This window comes from Bacteroidota bacterium, assembly GCA_016213405.1.
GTDB lineage: Bacteria > Bacteroidota > Bacteroidia > Palsa-948 > Palsa-948 > Palsa-948.
Map to the genome: position 1 here is coordinate 1 of JACRAM010000036.1, position 18,793 is coordinate 18,793.

Sequence of the window (18,793 nt, forward strand, 5' to 3'; positions counted from 1 at the left end):
CTGACTTTAAAGAGTTTTAAAAAGAGTGAGGATTCTCTGTCTACGAACATACCTCAAGGGTTGTTTTGTAACGCATATTGCTCTCACTCTTTTTTTCTTTTAGTTGCACTAGTTTATTTAATTTCGCAAACATACGAGTAAACAATAAAATTAAAAAGGCGTTCTGGATTTTCGGAATGCCTTTTTGTTTTGATGTCCGCTTGCCTTTATTTTGTTTTTATCATTGTTTTTGTGTCGAGAGTTTTTCCGTTCAGAATCATAGAATAGGTATATGTTCCGCTTGGTAAATCTTGAGTGTCAATGCCAATTATTCCATAGCCGGTTTGAAGAATTTTTTCCTGCATGGTTCTGCCGAGCATGTCTATGAAAATAATTTTTGCAGCGCTGACATTTTCAGGAAGGTAGTATGGAATCTCGGCATAGCCGGAGTTGGGATTTGGGCGGGCATCGCCTAAAACCGGAGCATCGGGAAGGGTGAGTTTTATTTTTTCGATTTCTGTTTGAGCGTTTTCGTTGGTTTTTGTGTTTGTGCTGCAGCAATTATTTAGGGTTGACTGCATAGAAGCTAATTGCTGTTTCAAAGAATCATTGCTTGCAGATAATTGTTTGATGGCATTGATTGTTACATATAATAATGGACCGGAACTAAAACTATAAAGCTGTGTTTCTGTTAGGTCAGAAGTATCAAGCTTAGCCATAAAAGTATCTACTGTATAAGGAGCAAACGGTTGTATTTGCTGTGCAATTATTCCAATATGTTTTCTTCCTGTTTCAGTGTTGGCTTTCCCGTTATATTCATAGAAAACCGGATGAACATTTTTAATAACATTCAATCCATCAATAAATGCACTTGTGTCTTTTTTTAATCGTATATCTGAAAATTGCTGCCACGAACCGCTTATATTGTATGTTGTGCCATCATTTCCAACTTCTACCAAATCTGTACCAATGCTGTTATCAATGCGAAATGCAGTGGTTGAACTTGTTGAACCAGCTCCTTTCACATATAGTTTAGCACCGGTTGATCCCGCGCCTATTCCTACTCCCCCGCCTGTACCCTGGCATAAAACAACATTGGTCCATTCATCTGTAGCAATTGCAGCCAGACCTGACGAATTTATTGCATATAAAAGGGGTGTACTTGTATTGGTTCCTGCGCCTTTTATCAGCAGCTTTGCAAAGGGAGCAGTAGTGCCTATTCCCACATTTCCTGTGCCTGAAAAAGTCATATTAAAACCGCTGGCAAGGGCAACATCTGTATTTTGGACAAGTGTTCCTCCAAGTTGCACATTGCTTGCTGTGGGAGCAACTGTTAAACCGTTATTGGCAGTAACAATGCCGCCACCCGCACCACCGCCATCATTTACCAAGATTACATTGCCTGTTCCGTCAACGCTCAAATATTTAGTTGCAGTAGTAACCGGAGTAAAAGCAGATGTAAGTTGTGTAAACTTTAATCCGCTGGCATTCGCGCTGACGGCATTAATTTCAAGTGAAGCAGTTGGAGCAGTGGTGCCGATGCCCACTTTAGTATCGGCTGTTGCGCCATTTATTCCATTAATGCTGCCCAGCACTAAAGAGTTATCCTGCGTTACGTAGGCATTGGAACCTATGGCAGCGGCATTATTAATAACATAGGTGGAATTAGCATTTGCTCCAATAATAACATTATCGTTTCCGCGGGTGGTATAGGCGGCATTAAAGCCAATATAAATATTTCTATCATCCGGAGCGAATACACCGCTGTTATATCCTGCGCTGCCACCCCCGAGAATAACATTATCATTCCCGAATTTATTATTTACTCCGGCATTATAGCCACAAAAAGTGTTATACGTTCCTGTTGACGGAGGGACATTGTTTGCACCGGCACCGGGTCCGACAAAAATATTTGTAGGAATTCCGTAATTAGCAAGTACAATAGCGGTATCAATATGATAACCCGACACAGCGGGCAGGGCAACATTTTTTACATTCACCGAGCCGTTCACATCTAATTGAACTAATGGGTTGGCGGTGGCAATGCCTACATTGCCGTTGGCGAGTATAGTTGCCTGCTGGGTGTTGCTGGTGAAAAAATTCATATTGCCGTTTTGCACAACATTAAGCGATACATCATTTGTTGTGCCTACATTGCTGATACTAAATTTTTGTGTTCCTACTCCTGTGCCTGAAAACATACGCCATGCTTGCGTAGTGCTTGTTGGGGATTGTGTTCGAAAAACTTCACCTGTCTGAAAGCCGACTGGAAATAAATTAGTGTTGACGTGCAGAGCAGATAATGGTACATTTGGAAGTGTGAAATTTCCAATGCCAATTCCCCTTACAATACCAGTAAGTGCAGTACGACCATAAGTACCTCCTGTTCCTATTTCATAATTAAATTGAGCGGAAGAGAAATTGCTGTTGCATAGCATCACTATCGTGATGCCGATTGCTAGTTTGATTGTGTTTTTCATAGTTGTACGATTTTAATTTATAATGATTATCTTTTGAGTAAAAACTTTATCATCGATTTCAATCTTCAAAAAATAAACTCCTGCCAATAAATCTTCTCTATTTATTATTATTTTGCGACTTACGAATAAATATTTTTTTTCTTCATGCCCCCACATGTTAATAATACTTACAAAAGAATTATTCAACCCGCAATCGCAGTTAATTTCAATGTTTGAGGACTCATAAAATGGATTAGGATAAGTAAGAATACTGCCTTGTATATCTTGCTCTGCAATTCCGCCTGTAATAGAATCAGTGGATAAATATATATCGTCTATGTAATAATAAGCAGATCTGTCAGAAATAGTATCTTGCATTTGAATAATAGTGGTTTGAACATCGTCAAAAAATCTGCCAATGATGACATATTTATAAACAGAATCAGCAATAAAAGAACCCGAAATAGTTGTCCAATTCATTGTATCGGTAATCACATCAGTAGAATTAAGATGAGCAAAATTATTTATAGTAACCGGATTGGAAGGACCGTATTGAATGGTTGAAAATAACATCCCAATATTATTAGTGGCTTGATTGAAAGTATGATTTGTATCAAGTGCTAAATTTGTCTTAAAGGAAAAATAATATTTAGTGCCGATAGCAAGAGGAGAAAGTAATTGCGCACCAATATACTCTCCGAAATTTTGAGCAGGACTTTCATAAGTATAAATACCCGCATAAGCATTACCTGATGCTGCTTGCTGATACCCTCCCCAATTATATGGTACAGAAAACCAAGGTTGAGTAGAGCAAGAATTAAAATAATCTGGAGAACCAATATAATTGTAATTACTCCATCCTGTTGCAAAGTGTATTTGATTTTGGTCATAAGGGCAAGTATCAAACTGCTCAAAGGAGGGATTAGGCACAAGGTTTTGGGAAAAGCAAACGGCAGTAGGCAGTAAGCAAAAAGAAGAAAAAGAATATGTAAGAGAGTTTTTTCATTTAAAGTTTTATGAATTTATTATTCCATATACCATTGACATTAATAAAATAAATTCCTTTTTCAAGAAAAGGAATATCAATGAGTAAACTTTTGCCTTCACTTTTTCTTTCAATAATTTTTCTGCCGTAAAAATCATAGATAGTTACCTCTGTCATATTTTTATCAGAGTTAATTTCAATAAAATCAGTTGCAGGATTCGGAAATACAAGAAAATTGAACTCATCTTCAATTTCTTTTATTCCTACATTGTTACTACATGTTAATGAATCTGTGGACACACAAACATTGTCTATATAGTAATAACTATGGCAATCGGAAACACTAACACTATCTAAGTTTACAGTTGAAGTATCTGTATTTGCGTCATCAAAAAAGTTTCCTACCATAATATAGTTATAAGTAGAGTCGGCAATGAATGAGCCCGAAATCGTTACCCAATTAGCAGTATCCTTAATAATAGAATCTGCATAAACATGAGCGAAATTATTTATTAGTGCCGGATTAGGAGGGGAATACACATCAGGAACAATATATGAAAAGGTAGAAAATTTAGCACCTATTTTGTTGGCAGCAATACATACATCCGGATTTTTGTTTATAGTAAAACTGACTTGAAAAGAAACATAATATTTTTGCCCTATCATAAGAGGAGAAATTAATTGCGTTCCCATAAATTCTCTTACATTGGGAGGTATGCCAGAGTAAGTAATTAATCCTGCATAGGCAACTCCATTTGCTGGATATTGGTGCCCCGTAAAATTATCTGGAACAGACACCCAAAAAGTATCACAAGCATTGAAATAATCAGGGCTGTTACCACACGTGAACCATCCTTGGGCTCTTTGAATTTGAGCAACATCATCAGGACAAGTATCAAACTGCTCAAAGGAGGGATTAGGCACAAGGTTGATTTGTGCAAACAGCGAAAAGCGAAACAATACGAAAAATACGAAAAAGAAAAAAGAAGAAAGAAGTAAAGAAAAACGAGAGCGGAAATATTTAAGAGTAAAGTTATTCATTCATAAAAGAGCGGTTGAGCAGATGATACAACAAAGTAACGCAAATTACTTTACTTGCGCAAGTTATACGGTGAGTTTATTTTCATCAGAGTCCTCAGACAAAGTCAGAGAGAACTATGAAACACCAAAAATTAGTTTTTAAAGTAACGTGAGTTCGGGTTCAAAATCAAAATCATCCGAAGAAAAAAAGAATAATCAATGTTCAATGTTCAATATTCGACTTTCAATGAAAACAACAGCTTAGAGAATTGAACATTGATTATTGATTGTTGAATATTTGTATTGTTATTTGTTCCCGAACTCATGTTAAAGTACGTAAGCAGCTGCGAAAGTTTTGCAGCCCCCTCCTAAATCCTCCCTCATTTGGGGAGGACTTGCTATTTTCAATTCTTAAAGAAGGTAAGCAGCTGTGATAATTTTGTTTTTAATTCCTTTCTGTTCACAATCATATCCAGAAATCCGTGCTCGAGAAGAAATTCTGAAGTTTGAAATCCTTTGGGTAGGTCTTTCTTGATGGTTTCTTTTATCACGCGCGGACCTGCAAAACCGATGAGCGCACCGGGTTCTGCAATATGCAAATCGCCCAGCATGGCGAAAGAAGCGGTGATGCCGCCTGTGGTCGGGTCGGTGAGCAAAGAGATGTAAGGAAGTTTCGCATCAGATAGCAACGTGAGTTTGGCGGCTGTCTTTGCCAGTTGCATCAGGGAGAAAGCCGCTTCCATCATTCTTGCTCCTCCTGATTTTGAAATTATCACCAGTGGCACTTTATTCTCTATGCAAAAATCTATGGCGAGGGAAATTTTTTCTCCCACTACCGAGCCCATGCTGCCGCCAATGAACGTAAAATCCATGCAGCAAATCACGAGTTCATTTCCATCCACTTTTCCGGCAGCGGTGGCGAGCGCGTCTTTCAATCCTGTTTTCTCCTGCGAATCTGCCAAACGGTCGGTATATTTTTTTGTATCGGAAAAATTGAGCGGGTCTGCCGAAGTAAGTTCAGCGTTGAGTTCCAGATATTCGTTATTGTCAAAAATAATTTCAAAATATTCTTTGGAGCCGATGCGTTCGTGGTAGCCGCATTCCTGACACACATACAGGTTCTTGGAATGCTCATCAGCAGGCCGTATCTTTTTGCATTGAGAACATTTATGCCAGAGACCTTCTTTGGTTTCTTTCTTTTCCCTTGTGCGGGTGGTGATTCCTTTTGCTATTCGTTTGTACCAACTCATAATTCAATTTGAAAATTATTCAATTAGGACTTACGCAAAATGTACAATTCTTGTATTTCTCTGCGGTTCTCAGCGTCATTTTTCTCTGTGAACTCTGCGGTTAAAATTTTTACCGCAGAGAACGCTGAGATTTTCGCAGAGAGCCGCAGAGTTTGCGTAAGTCCTATCAATTTGAAAATTTGAAGATGGGTTCGGGATTTCATTTTCAAATTTTCAAATTACCAAATTAAGCAATCGTTATTTCTTTCGAAAGATATACATCCTGAATCGCATTCAGCAATTGAATTCCTTCTTTCATCGGCTTTTGAAATGCTTTGCGCCCTGAAATTAATCCGTGACCGCCTGCGCGCTTGTTAATCACAGCGGTGGTGACTGCTTCTGATAAATCACTTGCTCCTTTTGATTCTCCTCCTGAATTTATCAAACCGATTCTTCCCATATAACAATTCGCCACCTGATAGCGGCAAAGGTCAATCGGATTGTCGGATGTAAGTTCGGAATAAACTTTTGCGTGCGTCTTTCCGTAGTTGAGCGCGGTGTATCCGCCATTGTTTGTCGGGAGTTTTTGTTTGATGATGTCTGCCTGAATGGTTACTCCCAGATGATTTGCCTGCGCGGTTAAATCGGCTGAGTTGTGATAATCCACTCCGTCTTTTTTGAAAGCGGAATTTCTCAGGTAGCACCATAGCACCGTTGCCATTCCGAGTTCGTGGGCTTTTTCAAACGCCATTGCCACTTCGGTGATTTGACGTGATGATTCGGCAGAACCGAAATAAATGGTTGCTCCCACAGCCGCAGCGCCCATGTTGAATGCGCTTTCAACCGTTCCGAAGAGAATCTGGTCAAACTTATTCGGATAGGTGAGAAACTCGTTATGATTTATTTTTACGATGAAGGGGATTTTACTTGCGTACTTTTTTGAAATAATGCCCAGCACTCCAAACGTAGAAGCCACCGCATTGCAACCGCCTTCAACGGCTAACCTGACAATATTTTCCGGATCAAAGCAAGCGGGATTGGGAGCGAACGATGCGCCTGCAGAATGTTCAATTCCCTGATCAACGGGAAGAATGGAAAGGTAACCTGTGCCGGAAAGCCGGCCGTGATAATAAATCTTTTTCAGGTTGTCCATCACCTTCACGCTTCGGTTGCTGGAAGAAAAAATTCTGTTTACAAAATCTCCACCGGGAAGGTGCAACTGCTCTTTGGTGATTCCCTTGCAGGTGTGATTCAGAAGTTTATCGGCATTGGCGCCAAGGAGTTCGGTGAGTTTTGACGGGGCTACTGCGGTTGACATGGTTATATATTTTTTGTTAAAGGGAGGCAAATTTAAGAAATATTGGCAAGTGATTATCAACATTCTTCGCTTGAAAACAGAAAACACTTTGCTTTTTTTGAAAATCAGTTGAAGTTACTTTTACCTATGAGGTTTTCCAGAAATTATTCTTTGCTGATTCTTGCGCTGATTTTTTGTTCCTGCGGAACGAGGAAAAGCACCACAAACGGTTCGTATAAAACCATTGAAGAAAAATACACTCAGCTTCTCGGAGTAAGCAAGGAAAACATTTCCAACAAAAAACTTTACTCGTTCATTGATGAATGGTATGGGGTGAAATATAAATACGGTGGCAAATCAAAAAGCGGTGTGGATTGCTCCGGGTTCGCCACCATTCTTTTCAAAGAAATTTTCGGAAAAAATATAATGGGTTCATCGGCTTCCCTCTACCATCAATGCACCGCCATTTCAAAAAAGGATTTACAGGAAGGAGATTTGGTATTCTTCAGGATTGAATCGAAAGAAATCTCTCATGTCGGAATTTATCTTCAGAACAATAAATTTGTTCACGCCACTACCAAAGCGGGAGTGATGATTGATGATTTGAATGAAGAATATTACAAGAAATATTTTGAGGGAGGCGGAAGAATTAAGCAACCATAAATTACTGAATCACTGATGTTACGCAGAAAAGCAATTAACCCCGTAGGATAGTATTTCCTGATTTGTACCAAATTCCAGAATTGATTATCCAACGGGGTTAACCGCAGAGAACACAGAGAAAACAACACGCGGAGAGCCGCAGAGAAAATGCAATCTTGTATTCTCAGCGGTTCTCTGCGTAAAACCTCAGCGAACTCTGCGGTAAAAATGTATTTGCGTAACATCAGTGATTCAGCAATTTTCCCCGTGAAAGAATTTTTCCATCTGATTCAATAGAGTAAAAATAAAGTCCGTTTGAAAGATTACCACGCTCAATTAGTAATCGGTTGTCGGTAATCGGTAACCGGTAAATTTCTCTTCCATAAACATCATACATTATAAACGCTCCACCGATAACCGATGACTGATTGCCGATGACCTCAAGTGCAGTTGATTCTGAAAACGGATTGGGATAAACAATTATTGCAGACTCTTGTGATGATTCAGAAACTGATACGGTTGAAATGCAGGAAACGCAATTGGTATCCTGATAATACAATCCTGCAACCAGTAAATTATAGCAGTCGGATCCTAATCCATCGGCAGAAATAAAACTGGTGGTTTGTCCCGGCATTACAGCCGTATTAATGAAATCAAAATTCCAGAAGTCGTTAGAAAAATTAGTTGTTGTAACCCCATTCAGTGTAGAAGTATGAAATCCTCCGTTTATATTTGCCTGCATATCTGAAACAATTAAAAACGCATTGGCAAAAGAAGAACTGTCGCAAGCAATAAAATCAGCCAATGTATCACTCAGCGGGTTAAGATAGCCGTTGAATGATCCGCAGCCCATGTTGCCATCGTCAATCACTAACGTTCCGGAATACGCTGCGCTTGAATCTCGGTAAATAATTAACAGAGTGGCGCCATCAACTTCCCAGTTGGGGTTGGTAAACCCCGTTATGTCAAAACTATATAAGCCGTTGCCGGAAATAGTGGTTGTTACATCCGCCCGGTAAACCGCAGAACCGACTTCCGCCCAGCAAACATCTCCGCTGATACCCACCGGAGAAAGATTGTTGTAAATAGTGTTTCCGCCTGAAGGATTGGTTATGTTTACGGTGGTGACAGGAGCGGTTGCAGATTGATACGAAGCGCAATACCACAAAAAAGCTTTGTCAATACTAACTGATGAAACAGGAAGACCAGAAATCGTAATGGCAGAAGGCAGTCCGGTGCCGTTTGCATTAAAACCATATCCCTGCGTTCTTGTTTCAATCAAAACAGAACCCTGCACATAGTTCAAGCCGCAACCGAAATCGTTGTATGCTTTCCCGAGGAAATTATTTCCTCCAAGAGGCGACAGGCTGGTGGGGTTTTTATTTTCAGGAGAAGGAAGTCCGTTCTGGGAAAATCCAACAGTCACAAACAGGCAAGCCGACAGGAGAAAAACAATTTTCATTTTCTTTATTAGAGTTTATTCCGATTAAGGATTGTATAATGAAATGGGTACAGATAACGGATTGTTACAGATGTACAGAAATACAAATCCATACAGATTCGCATCAATTTGTATTTCTGTAAATCTGTATGGTTTCGTTATCTGTACCATAATTTTCTACTGTTTCTTATTCGGAATATTATCTATTCTATTATTAATTTCCCCGAAGAAATAATCTGCGTGTCATTTTCAAGTCTGTAAAAATAAATTCCTGCATGAAGCCCGTTGCGGTAAAAAGTAAATTCATCAGCGTTCATCTCAATAGTTGCTTTTCTTACTTCCCTGCCAAACATATCTACGAGAGAAAGTGAAAAAGGTTTGCTTTGTTCCTTCAGGTTGTTTATTGAAAAAACTGCCGATGCAGTAAACGGGTTGGGAGAAATATTCACTTGATGGAATTGTTCTGAAACAGCATTGACCGAATTGGGGATGCAGGCAAAAGAGTTCAAAGAAAAAAACACGCCTGAGTCATAAATCTGATCTCCGGCATCGGCAATGGCGTATTTATAGTGGTAGGATTGAGAAGGAATAACCGGAAGCGATTTGAAAATCAGTTGCGTGAAGCCATCGTATTCTACAGTGGAATTTGAATCTATGGTGCAGTTGTCAATGTAATAAGAGCAATTCGTGCAGGGACCAGATGTGGGGCACAGCGTTCCGTTATTCACATTGTTGATTGAAACGGGTGTGGTCGTTGATGGAATCATCGTCATATTATATCCACTGTATGCCGGACCGGAAGGATTAGGACCCGTTACAAAAATTCCATACGCATCATTAAAACCTGAACCCACAAATTCAGGATATTCATCTGAACCAAAAACAAATTTAATAAACATAGTATCGCAATCGGCTATAGCATCAAACTCAAGAATGCACACATCGTTGGTTGCCAGCGGCTCTATCGTCATTAAATCGGGGTCATTAAATGTAATGCCATTTGCTGTGGAGATACTGCTCTGAAGATTGGGACCCACCGCGTTGATTACACTTCCTGTTGTGAGTAAAACTCCTGAACCTATACCGATGTTTGAATTAGAACCGTTAAATGTTCCGCTGGCGCCAGCAGGACAATTAATAATTGCATTGGATACACTGATACCGTTGCCAGCTAATTTAGCAGCAAGAGTGTCTGCATTGCTTTCAACCATCACCTGCAACTGAGAAAATAAATTGCCGGCAAACAACAAAGAGGAAAACAGAAAGGTGAAAAAATGTTTCATTTGATTAAGATTAATCCCGCGAAGATAGTTTGTTACAGCGATGGAAGGAAAACAAATTTACTTTACCATGGTCACATTTCCGATATACTTATGTTGCCGGTCGTAAATATCAGTAATAGTTACTTTCCAGACATACACATCTTCCTGTACCAGAGTGCCCGATCGGTTTTTCACTTTGCCGTTCCATCCGGTGTTGATGTCATTGGATTCAAAAACTTTATTTCCCCATCGGTCAAAAATCATGATGTTGAATGTTTTAATGTTGGTGCCTTCTCCCTTAAACAGTTCATTGAAGGCATCATTATTCGGAGTAAAGGCGCTGGGAATATAAAAGGTGTAGGGCGCTTCCACTTTCAGGCATTTAACAAGCGTGTCTGCGCATATTCCGGTGGGGTCAGAAACAATCTGGGTGATGCAGTAAATGCCCGGGTCGGTATATATGTGCGATGGATTCTGTATCACAGAACTATTGTTCGCGCCTGAAGAGGTATCGCCAAAATTCCAATTCCAGAGGGCAGGGTTTCCGGTGGAGCCATCCAGAAACAATACAAACGGGTCGAGCGTTGAAATCACTTCAGAAGGAAAATAAAAACCTGCCACAGGAGGCAATCCTCCCGCAACCAGAACAGATTGCTGCTGGGTGCATCCGTTGGCATCTATTACAATAACATTGTAAGTTCCTCCACCCAGATTAATGGCGGTGGGCAATGTTTGAGCAGGAGATGTATTCCACATATAAGTGTATGGAAGCACTCCTCCAGAGGAGGTTACGGTAGCAGTGCCGTTCTGCACTCCGCAGTCGGACGGGGTTGAACTTGTTGTTACTGCCATTTGGGTAGGTTGTGTAATGGTTGCCGTCTGCGTAAGGGTGCATCCGTTGGCATCGGTAATCGTTACAATATAATTTCCGGCAGAAAGATTATTTGCTGTTGCGCCTGCCTGTGCGGGTGTTGTGTTCCATGAATAATTGATCGTTCCCGTTCCTCCGCTTCCGCTGGCGGTGGCTGAGCCATTGTTTCCCCCATTGCAGCTTACATTGGTGGTGGCGGTAACGCTTCCGGTAATGGCTGGCGGCTGAGTTACAGTAAGCGTGGCAGTTTGCACGCAGCCCGCTGCATCGGTAATCGTGCAGGTGTAATTGCCAGAAGGTATATTTGAAATAGCGGGAGTGGTTTGAACCGGATTGACGCTCCATGCATAGGTATAAGGCGCTGTGCCGCCTGTTGGATTAGTGATAGAAGCGCTGCCGTTATTATTTCCAAAGCAAGTAGCATTTACAGGAGTTGCTGTTACGCTGAAACTTACTCCGCCACCCAGTATAGTAACTGTTTGTGTTCCGGTCAAACATCCGTTAGCATCAATGGCTGTAACGGTGTATGTTCCGGGTGAAAGACCGGTTGCGGTTTGCGTGCTCTGTGCCGGAGTGGTGCTCCACACATAAGCATATGGCGCGGCTCCTCCTGTAACACTTGTCACCGTTCCGGTTCCGTTATTTCCCACACAGGTTGCATTTTGTGATGAGGCGGTTACTGTAAGAGAAGTGGCGCAGACCAACGATTGCATGGCAAAAAATACGCCTGTATCATAAATATGGTCCAGCGCATCGGCAACAGCAAGTTTGAAATGATAAGAACTACAAGGGACTACATTGAGCGTAACAGTAATGGGCGAAGTGAAGCCATCGTATTCAACCGTTGTTCCCGAACAGTTATCTATATAGTAAGCGCAATTGGTACAAGGTCCGGTGGGCGGACCGGGACAGGCATAATTTCCGTTATTCACATTATTGATTGAAACGGGTACCAAAGAAACAGGTATGCGCGCCATATTATATCCTGTGTAATTAGGACCGGAAGGATTGGTTCCGGTAACAAAAATTCCGAAAGCATCATTGAATGAGTTGACAAATTCAGGGTATTCATCCGAGCCAAATGCAAACGTAAATGCAAGAGTGCTGCAGGTGGGCACCGCATCAAACTCCACAATGCAAACATCATTTATTGCATTCGGATCAATAAGCATCAGATCCGGGTCGTTAAAGGTAAACTGATTATCTACACCTGAACTGCCACCAATATTAGGACCCACCGCATACATAATATCTCCGCTTGTAAGAAGTATTCCTCCCGGAATGCCTATGTTGCTGGATGTGCCGACAAATGTTCCGGTGGGATTATTAGCAGGACTGGCTAAACTCGGGCAATTCATTGTTGCGCCTGAAACTGTAACGCCTGCTCCCGCCAGTGTTTGAGCAAGCTGTGTTGGGTTATTATTGGCAGTAACCTGAAGCTGGGCAAAAAGCAGCCCCTGCCCTAAAGGGAAAAGAAAGGGCAAGAAGAGAAAAGAAACTATGAAAGCAGATATGGAAAATGGAGTTTTCATTTATTCTATAGTTTGTATGCGTGCCTTTTCTTTAACTTTTTTTATGTCATCGGGCATTTATGAGTGCTTGTTAGGTGTTTTTAGCCATGATATTTGAATTTTTGTGTTAATTTCATCACTTCTGGTACCGTAGGGACATCCCTTTGTATTGAAGGGAACACCCTTTGTATTGAAGGGAACACCCTTTGTATTGAAGGGAACACCCTTTGTATTGAAGGGACATCCCTTTGTATTGAAGGGACATCCCTTTGTATTGAAGGGAACACCCTACAGGTTGTATTTGCTTCCCTGCGGGTTGTATTTTTCACTATTCGGTTTATAGTCATTAGTTCTTTACTTTACCATACTCACATGCCCGATGTATTTATGCTGTTTTCCATTGGTATCAACAATTTCCACTTTCCATACATACACATCTTCCTCAACAATATCGCCTCTGCGTTTCACTTTTCCATCCCAATTGCAATTGGGTGCAAGCTGGGGCTCGCCATTGGTCTGGCATTTCCATATCAGGTTTCCCCATCGGTCAAAAATCCATATCTTATATTCTTTGATATAGGTTCCCATGCCGGTGAACATTTCGTTGATGCCGTCACTGTTTGGAGTGAATGCGTTGGGAATGTAAAAAGTAAACGGGGCTTCCACTTTTATGCAGTGAATGGTGGTGTCTCTGCAAACGCCTCCGGCATCGGCAATAATCAGGGTGATGCAGTAGATTCCGGTATCGGAATAGGTGTGAATGGGATTTTGCTGAATGCTGGTAGTGGGGTCGTTTGAATCTCCGAAATTCCAGAACCAGGTATAGGCATTTGTGGAAATATCAAGAAAGTAAATGGAAGCATCGAGCAAGCTAACCGTGTCGGGGTTGTTTAAGAAATTGGCAACAGGTGGTCCGGTGCTCGGAACGGTTACAGACATTTGCATGTTGCACCCGTTGGCATCGGTTACCACCGCATTGTAAGTTCCGGCAGGAACATTCGTTAATGTTTGAGAGGTTTGAGCCGGATTAACTCCAAGCCATAAATAAGTATAGGGCGCTGTTCCGCCTGCGGCAGTTGCGGTTGCGCTGCCATCTGAAATTCCGCAGGAAGCAATGGTAGTGGTATTTGATAGGGTGATGATTGCCGGCTGAGTAATGTTCACTGTTTGAGGATTGGTGCATCCGTTGGCATCGGTTACAATAACATTGTACGTTCCTGCAGAAAGTCCGGTTGCCGTTTGTGTGTTTTGCCCTGTTGGAGTCCAGCCGTAAGTATAGGGTGCAGTGCCTCCTGCGCCACCGGCAATTGCACTTCCATCAGTGCTATTAAAACACAAAGCGTTATTCACTACCGATGCAGTGGCTGTTAAAGCGGTGGGTTGAGTGATAGTGACAGAAGCGGTTTGTGTGCATCCATTGGAATCGGTGATGGTTACACTGTAGGTTTGAGCGATGAGATTGGAGATGGCAGAAGTAACGCTGCCGTTGCTCCATGCATACGTATAAGGCGCAGTGCCTCCTGATGGAGTTGCGCTGGCAGAGCCATTACTGCTGCCAAAGCACAGGTCATTTATTTGTGCCGGAGTTACAGAAACCGTGTTCATGGTAAGCGGCACCGTGGTGGTATAGGTGTTGCTGCAGCCCGATGCATCGCTCACGGCAACCGAGTAGGTGCCCGATGCCAAGCCGGTTACAGTGGTGGTGGTGTTGGCAGGAGTTATCCATGCATAGGTATAGGGCGCTGCTCCTCCCGAAGCCGTTAACGTGGCGCTTCCGTTGCTGGCAGTGCAAATGGATGGAGTAGTTGTAAAGCTTACGTTGGGTCCAACAGAAGTGGAAATGGAAAATGTTTGAACGGTGGAACATCCAACAGCATTGGTAACGGTGGCGGTATAACTTCCGGCAGCCAGATTGCTTATGGATGTGGTGGTGGCTCCTGTGCTCCACAAATAAGTGAAAGGCGGTGAAGTGCCCGATGCCACAGCCACAGCCGAGCCATTGGGATTTCCGCAAGTGGAATTGGTAGGAGTAACGGTTAGAGAAATGGCAGAAGGCGTGCAGGTGGTGCAGGTGGTGGTTTGGTAGTAAAGTCCTATCACGCCAAAAATATAACAATCAAAACCCAATCCGTCTTCCGTAAACTGCGCAGTGGTTTGCCCTGCAGTAACGGATGTATTGGTCTGATCAAAGCACCAGAAATTATTCGGGTAATTGGCAGTTGCTCCGTTCAAAGTAGCAGGATGCTGACCTCCGTTAATATTTCCCTGCATATCTGCCGCAATTGCAAATGCAGATGCGTTATTTGATGCGGCACACACATTAAAACCGCTCATGGTCTGGCTTTGAGGATTGGCATAGCCATTAAAAGAGCCGCAAGCCATGTCGCCATCATTTATAATAATCGAACCTTGATAGGTTGCACTGAGATCGCGGTAAATAATAAAAAGGGTAGCTCCATCAACTTCCCAGTTGGGATTTGAAAAGCCGGTAAGGTTAATTGTGTACACACCGTTTCCGGAAATATTGGTTGTAACATCTGCACGGTAAACGGCAGTGCCGGTTTCCGCCCAGCAAACATCTCCGCTCGTCCCTGCCGGTGTAACGTTATTATAAACATTGTTCCCGCCAATCGGATTGGTAATATTCACTGACGTGGTTGGTGCCGAGGCAGATTGATACGAGGCAAAATACCAAAGATATGCCTGCACAATAGTATTACAGGCAGGAAGACCTGTAATGGTAATAGTAGTTGGCAATCCCGTACCATTGGTATTGAATCCATATCCCTGTGTGCGTGTTTCAATCAATTGGTCTCCGTGAACATAATTTAATCCGCAGGCAGAGTTGTTGTAGATTTGACCAAGCGAACCATTTCCGTTCAGCGGATTGACAGACTTTTTGTTAAATGGATTTCCGCAAGCGCCAGGACCAGGCACATTACTTTGAGCAAACAAATTGGCACTGATGGATAAATAAAAAACCAGGAAAAAAAGTTGTCTCATAATGTTTAGTATATAAAAGATATTTTGTTTTGGTGTGATAAACAGAGCATCTTTTATTTATACAGGCAGGTCGTGTTTTAAAGACTCATTTACTTTAGATTCCTAACTTACACAAAAATATAAAATAATATTGGTTCACATAGCGCAATCAAACCCTATTTATTCACAAAAAATCAATAAAATTTATTCTCTACTCAGGAAAGACGCAGATAGGGTGAAAAGGTTGCTTCTAATCTGGTAAAAAGTTCCAAGTCCCAAGTCCCAAATTCAAAGTTTCAAGGAACAGTCAAAGAAAATGCAATGGCTGGTATCTTGGGACTTTGTGCTTGATACTTGGTTCTTGAGACTTCAGTCATTTTTCTAACTCAGCTCGCGCATGTATTAGGCAGACGAGCTTCCGAAGGAAAGGAATTTCTTTCTCCTATAATTTTATACATTTGCCACCCCAAAAAAATCCCGATGAAAAAGATTTTCTTCTGGCTTCTGGCTTCTGGCTTCTGGCTGTTTGTTGCCTGCACATCAACCATTAACCATCAGCCATCAACCATTGCTCATCTCCCCTATCCTCAGACAAAAAAAGTGGATACTACGGATGATTATTTCGGAACAAAGATTGCTGACCCGTATCGCTGGCTGGAGGATGATAATTCTGAAGAAACAAAAAAATGGGTGGAAGAAGAAAATAAAGTCACGGCTGATTACTTAGGAAAAATTCCGTTCCGCCAACAGATGAAAGACCGTCTCACACAAGTCTGGAACTTTGAAAAAATGACTGCACCTTTCAAGCGCGGAAAATATTATTTCTTCTATAAGAATGATGGCTTGCAAAATCAAAGTGTGCTGTATGTTCAGGAAGGTTTAAGCGGAACTCCAAAAATTTTGATTGATCCCAACACGCTTTCTGCCGATGGAACAACTGCTCTTGCGGGTGTGAGCGTTCGCCAGGATGGAAAATATATTGCATACAATCTTGCCAAGTCGGGATCTGACTGGAATGATATTGTAACGATGGAAATTGAAAGCGGAAAGGTGTTTTCCGATACGGTTCATTGGGTAAAGTTCTCTAATGCGGCATGGCAAGGAGAAGGGTTTTACTATAGTACATATCCTGCGCCAACTTCTCACACCTATTCGGAGAAGAATGAAAACAACAAAGCGTTCTTTCACAAACTCGGAACAAAACAAAGCGAAGACAAAATTGTTTACGAAGACAGCAAACGCCCGGATGTTGGCTGGTCAATGAATGTAACTGATGACGGAAAATATATGGGACTCTGGGGAGCGAAAGGCACGAGCGGAAATTGTTTTGCGGTGAAAGAAACCAATGCACCGAACTGGAACTGGGTAGATACCGCTTTCAAAAATGAATTCAATCTCATAGATAATATCGGGAATATGCTATTGGTTCTCACGAACTACGAAGCGTCTAACTGGAAAGTAGTTTTGGTTGATCCCAAAAATCCTCAGCCCGCAAACTGGAAAACAATTATTCCCGAAGGAAAAGATTTTCTGCAGGGAATTTCTCTCTGCAACGGAAAAATTGTTGCAACCTATCTTCACGATGTAGCCAGCAAACTTTTAGTTTTTGACATGGATGGAAAAATGGAAAAAGAAGTGGCGGTTCCTCCGCTCGGAGTGGTTGGTTTCAGCAGTGAGAATAAAGAGAGCGTTGCATTTTATTCTTTCACCAATTACATCACGCCTGCTTCCATTTACAAATACAATATCAGCTCAAATACTTCCGAAGAATTTTTCAAACCGAAAGTTGATTTCATTTCTTCCGATTATGAAAGCACGCAGGTATTTTATCCGAGTAAGGATGGAACAAAAATTCCCATGATCATCACGCACAAGAAAGGAATTCCGATGGATGGAAATAATCCTTGCTTCCTTTATGGATATGGCGGATTTAATATCAGCGTAACTCCATCGTTCGTAACTAACTCTGTTGCGTTTCTTGAAAATGGTGGTGTGTATGCAGTGGCAAACATGCGTGGTGGAAATGAATACGGTGAAGACTGGCACCAAGGAGGAATCATCTGCAACAAGCAAAATGTGTTTGATGATTTCATCGCAGGCGCGGAATATTTAATCAAAGAAAAATATACTTGCTCGCAAAAACTGGCGGTGCATGGTCGTTCCAATGGCGGATTGCTTGTTGGCGCAGTGATGACTCAGCGTCCTGATTTAATGAAGGTAGCTTTGCCCGGAGTTGGTGTGTTGGACATGCTTCGCTATCACAAATTCACCATCGGATATTACTGGGCGTCTGATTATGGAAGAAGCGATGACAAAACACAATTTGAGTGCCTCGTAAAATATTCTCCGCTTCACAATGTGAAAGAAGTAGAATATCCCGCTACGATGATCACCACTGCCGACCACGATGACAGAGTTGTTCCAGCACACTCATTCAAGTTTGGCGCAACCATTCAGGAAAAAAATAAAAGTTCAAATCCGATTCTGCTTCGCATTGATTCAAAAGCAGGACATGGTGCAGGCAAACCTACTTCAAAACAAATTGAAGAGTGGGCGGATATATGGAGCTTTGTGTTTTATAATCTGGGGATGGAATTAGGGAGCAGAAAAAATGGAATAGTGGAATAATGGAAGTTTGGAATGTTGGAAAATACAAATACAATGATTGCGGAAAGAAAAAACATCAATCGCGGTTATAAGAAACTGGAAGTTTGGCAGGATGCAATTGAACTTTACGTTGTTGTTTGCAAAATATTCAGCAAACTTCCTTATGATTTGATGAAAGTTAAATCAAACAGCATTGACGCTTCTCACAGCATTTCAAGAAACATCAGCGAAGGATATTGCCGAAAAGGACTAACTGAATATTTAAATTTCTTGAATTACTCTCTTGGTTCGTGTGGCGAATTACACACCTGTTATTACGCTTGTTATAAAGCAACTCAAATTTCAGAAATTGAATTTGAAGAATTAGATATGCTTCATTATAAAGTAGAAAATAAACTAATCAGATTAATAGAATCATTACAGAAAAAAAAGAAAGACGGAGATTGGGATGATAGTTTTGCAGGCAATTAGCCAGCATTCCATTATTCCAACATTCCAACATTCCGAT

General features: G+C 41.5%; 12 protein-coding genes. 3 read left to right on the forward strand and 9 right to left on the reverse strand.

The annotated features are described in order from the left end of the window. Window positions 1-206 precede the first annotated feature (206 nt). From HY841_03755 to HY841_03775, 5 genes are all read right to left on the reverse strand, one after another. The gene (locus HY841_03755) at window positions 207-2,459 is read right to left on the reverse strand and encodes a tail fiber domain-containing protein (GenBank protein ID MBI4929852.1); all 2,253 of its coding nucleotides are present in this window, start codon (window positions 2,457-2,459) and stop codon (window positions 207-209) included. Between the two features lie 12 nt (window positions 2,460-2,471). Beyond that, a complete protein-coding gene (locus HY841_03760) occupies window positions 2,472-3,368 on the reverse strand; it encodes a T9SS type A sorting domain-containing protein (GenBank protein MBI4929853.1) in 897 nt (298 codons plus the stop codon). A gap of 76 nt (window positions 3,369-3,444) precedes the next feature. Beyond that, a complete protein-coding gene (locus HY841_03765; protein ID MBI4929854.1) occupies window positions 3,445-4,347 on the reverse strand; it encodes a T9SS type A sorting domain-containing protein in 903 nt (300 codons plus the stop codon). Between the two features lie 500 nt (window positions 4,348-4,847). After that, the gene (locus tag HY841_03770) at window positions 4,848-5,693 is read right to left on the reverse strand and encodes an acetyl-CoA carboxylase carboxyltransferase subunit beta (protein ID MBI4929855.1); all 846 of its coding nucleotides are present in this window, start codon (window positions 5,691-5,693) and stop codon (window positions 4,848-4,850) included. Between the two features lie 226 nt (window positions 5,694-5,919). Next, window positions 5,920-6,990, reverse strand: a complete 1,071-nt coding sequence (locus tag HY841_03775; protein MBI4929856.1) for a class I fructose-bisphosphate aldolase — start codon at window positions 6,988-6,990, stop codon at window positions 5,920-5,922. Window positions 6,991-7,116: 126 nt separating this feature from the next. On the opposite strand from HY841_03775, the gene HY841_03780 reads away from it, so the two are divergent. Then, window positions 7,117-7,632 carry a C40 family peptidase gene (locus HY841_03780; GenBank protein ID MBI4929857.1) on the forward strand — a complete coding sequence of 172 codons (516 nt, stop codon included), beginning with the start codon at window positions 7,117-7,119 and terminating at the stop codon, window positions 7,630-7,632. Window positions 7,633-7,855: 223 nt separating this feature from the next. On the opposite strand, the gene HY841_03785 is transcribed toward HY841_03780, so the two are convergent. The 4 genes from HY841_03785 to HY841_03800 all read right to left on the reverse strand — a co-directional run bounded on the left by HY841_03785 (window position 7,856) and on the right by HY841_03800 (window position 15,699). Beyond that, a complete protein-coding gene (locus tag HY841_03785) occupies window positions 7,856-9,073 on the reverse strand; it encodes a T9SS type A sorting domain-containing protein (GenBank protein ID MBI4929858.1) in 1,218 nt (405 codons plus the stop codon). A gap of 182 nt (window positions 9,074-9,255) precedes the next feature. After that, on the reverse strand, window positions 9,256-10,335 hold the full coding sequence (locus HY841_03790) for a T9SS type A sorting domain-containing protein (protein MBI4929859.1): 1,080 nt from the start codon (window positions 10,333-10,335) through the stop codon (window positions 9,256-9,258). A gap of 57 nt (window positions 10,336-10,392) precedes the next feature. Beyond that, window positions 10,393-12,717 (reverse strand): choice-of-anchor L domain-containing protein, encoded by a 2,325-nt coding sequence (locus tag HY841_03795; protein ID MBI4929860.1) that lies wholly within the window; start codon window positions 12,715-12,717, stop codon window positions 10,393-10,395. Window positions 12,718-13,050: 333 nt separating this feature from the next. Then, window positions 13,051-15,699 carry a gliding motility-associated C-terminal domain-containing protein gene (locus HY841_03800; protein MBI4929861.1) on the reverse strand — a complete coding sequence of 883 codons (2,649 nt, stop codon included), beginning with the start codon at window positions 15,697-15,699 and terminating at the stop codon, window positions 13,051-13,053. Window positions 15,700-16,158: 459 nt separating this feature from the next. On the opposite strand from HY841_03800, the gene HY841_03805 reads away from it, so the two are divergent. Together HY841_03805 and HY841_03810 are read left to right on the forward strand one after the other, a co-directional pair. Beyond that, window positions 16,159-18,306 carry a S9 family peptidase gene (locus HY841_03805; GenBank protein ID MBI4929862.1) on the forward strand — a complete coding sequence of 716 codons (2,148 nt, stop codon included), beginning with the start codon at window positions 16,159-16,161 and terminating at the stop codon, window positions 18,304-18,306. A 33-nt stretch (window positions 18,307-18,339) separates the two neighbouring features. Next, the gene (locus HY841_03810) at window positions 18,340-18,756 is read left to right on the forward strand and encodes a four helix bundle protein (GenBank protein ID MBI4929863.1); all 417 of its coding nucleotides are present in this window, start codon (window positions 18,340-18,342) and stop codon (window positions 18,754-18,756) included. Window positions 18,757-18,793: the final 37 nt, after the last annotated feature.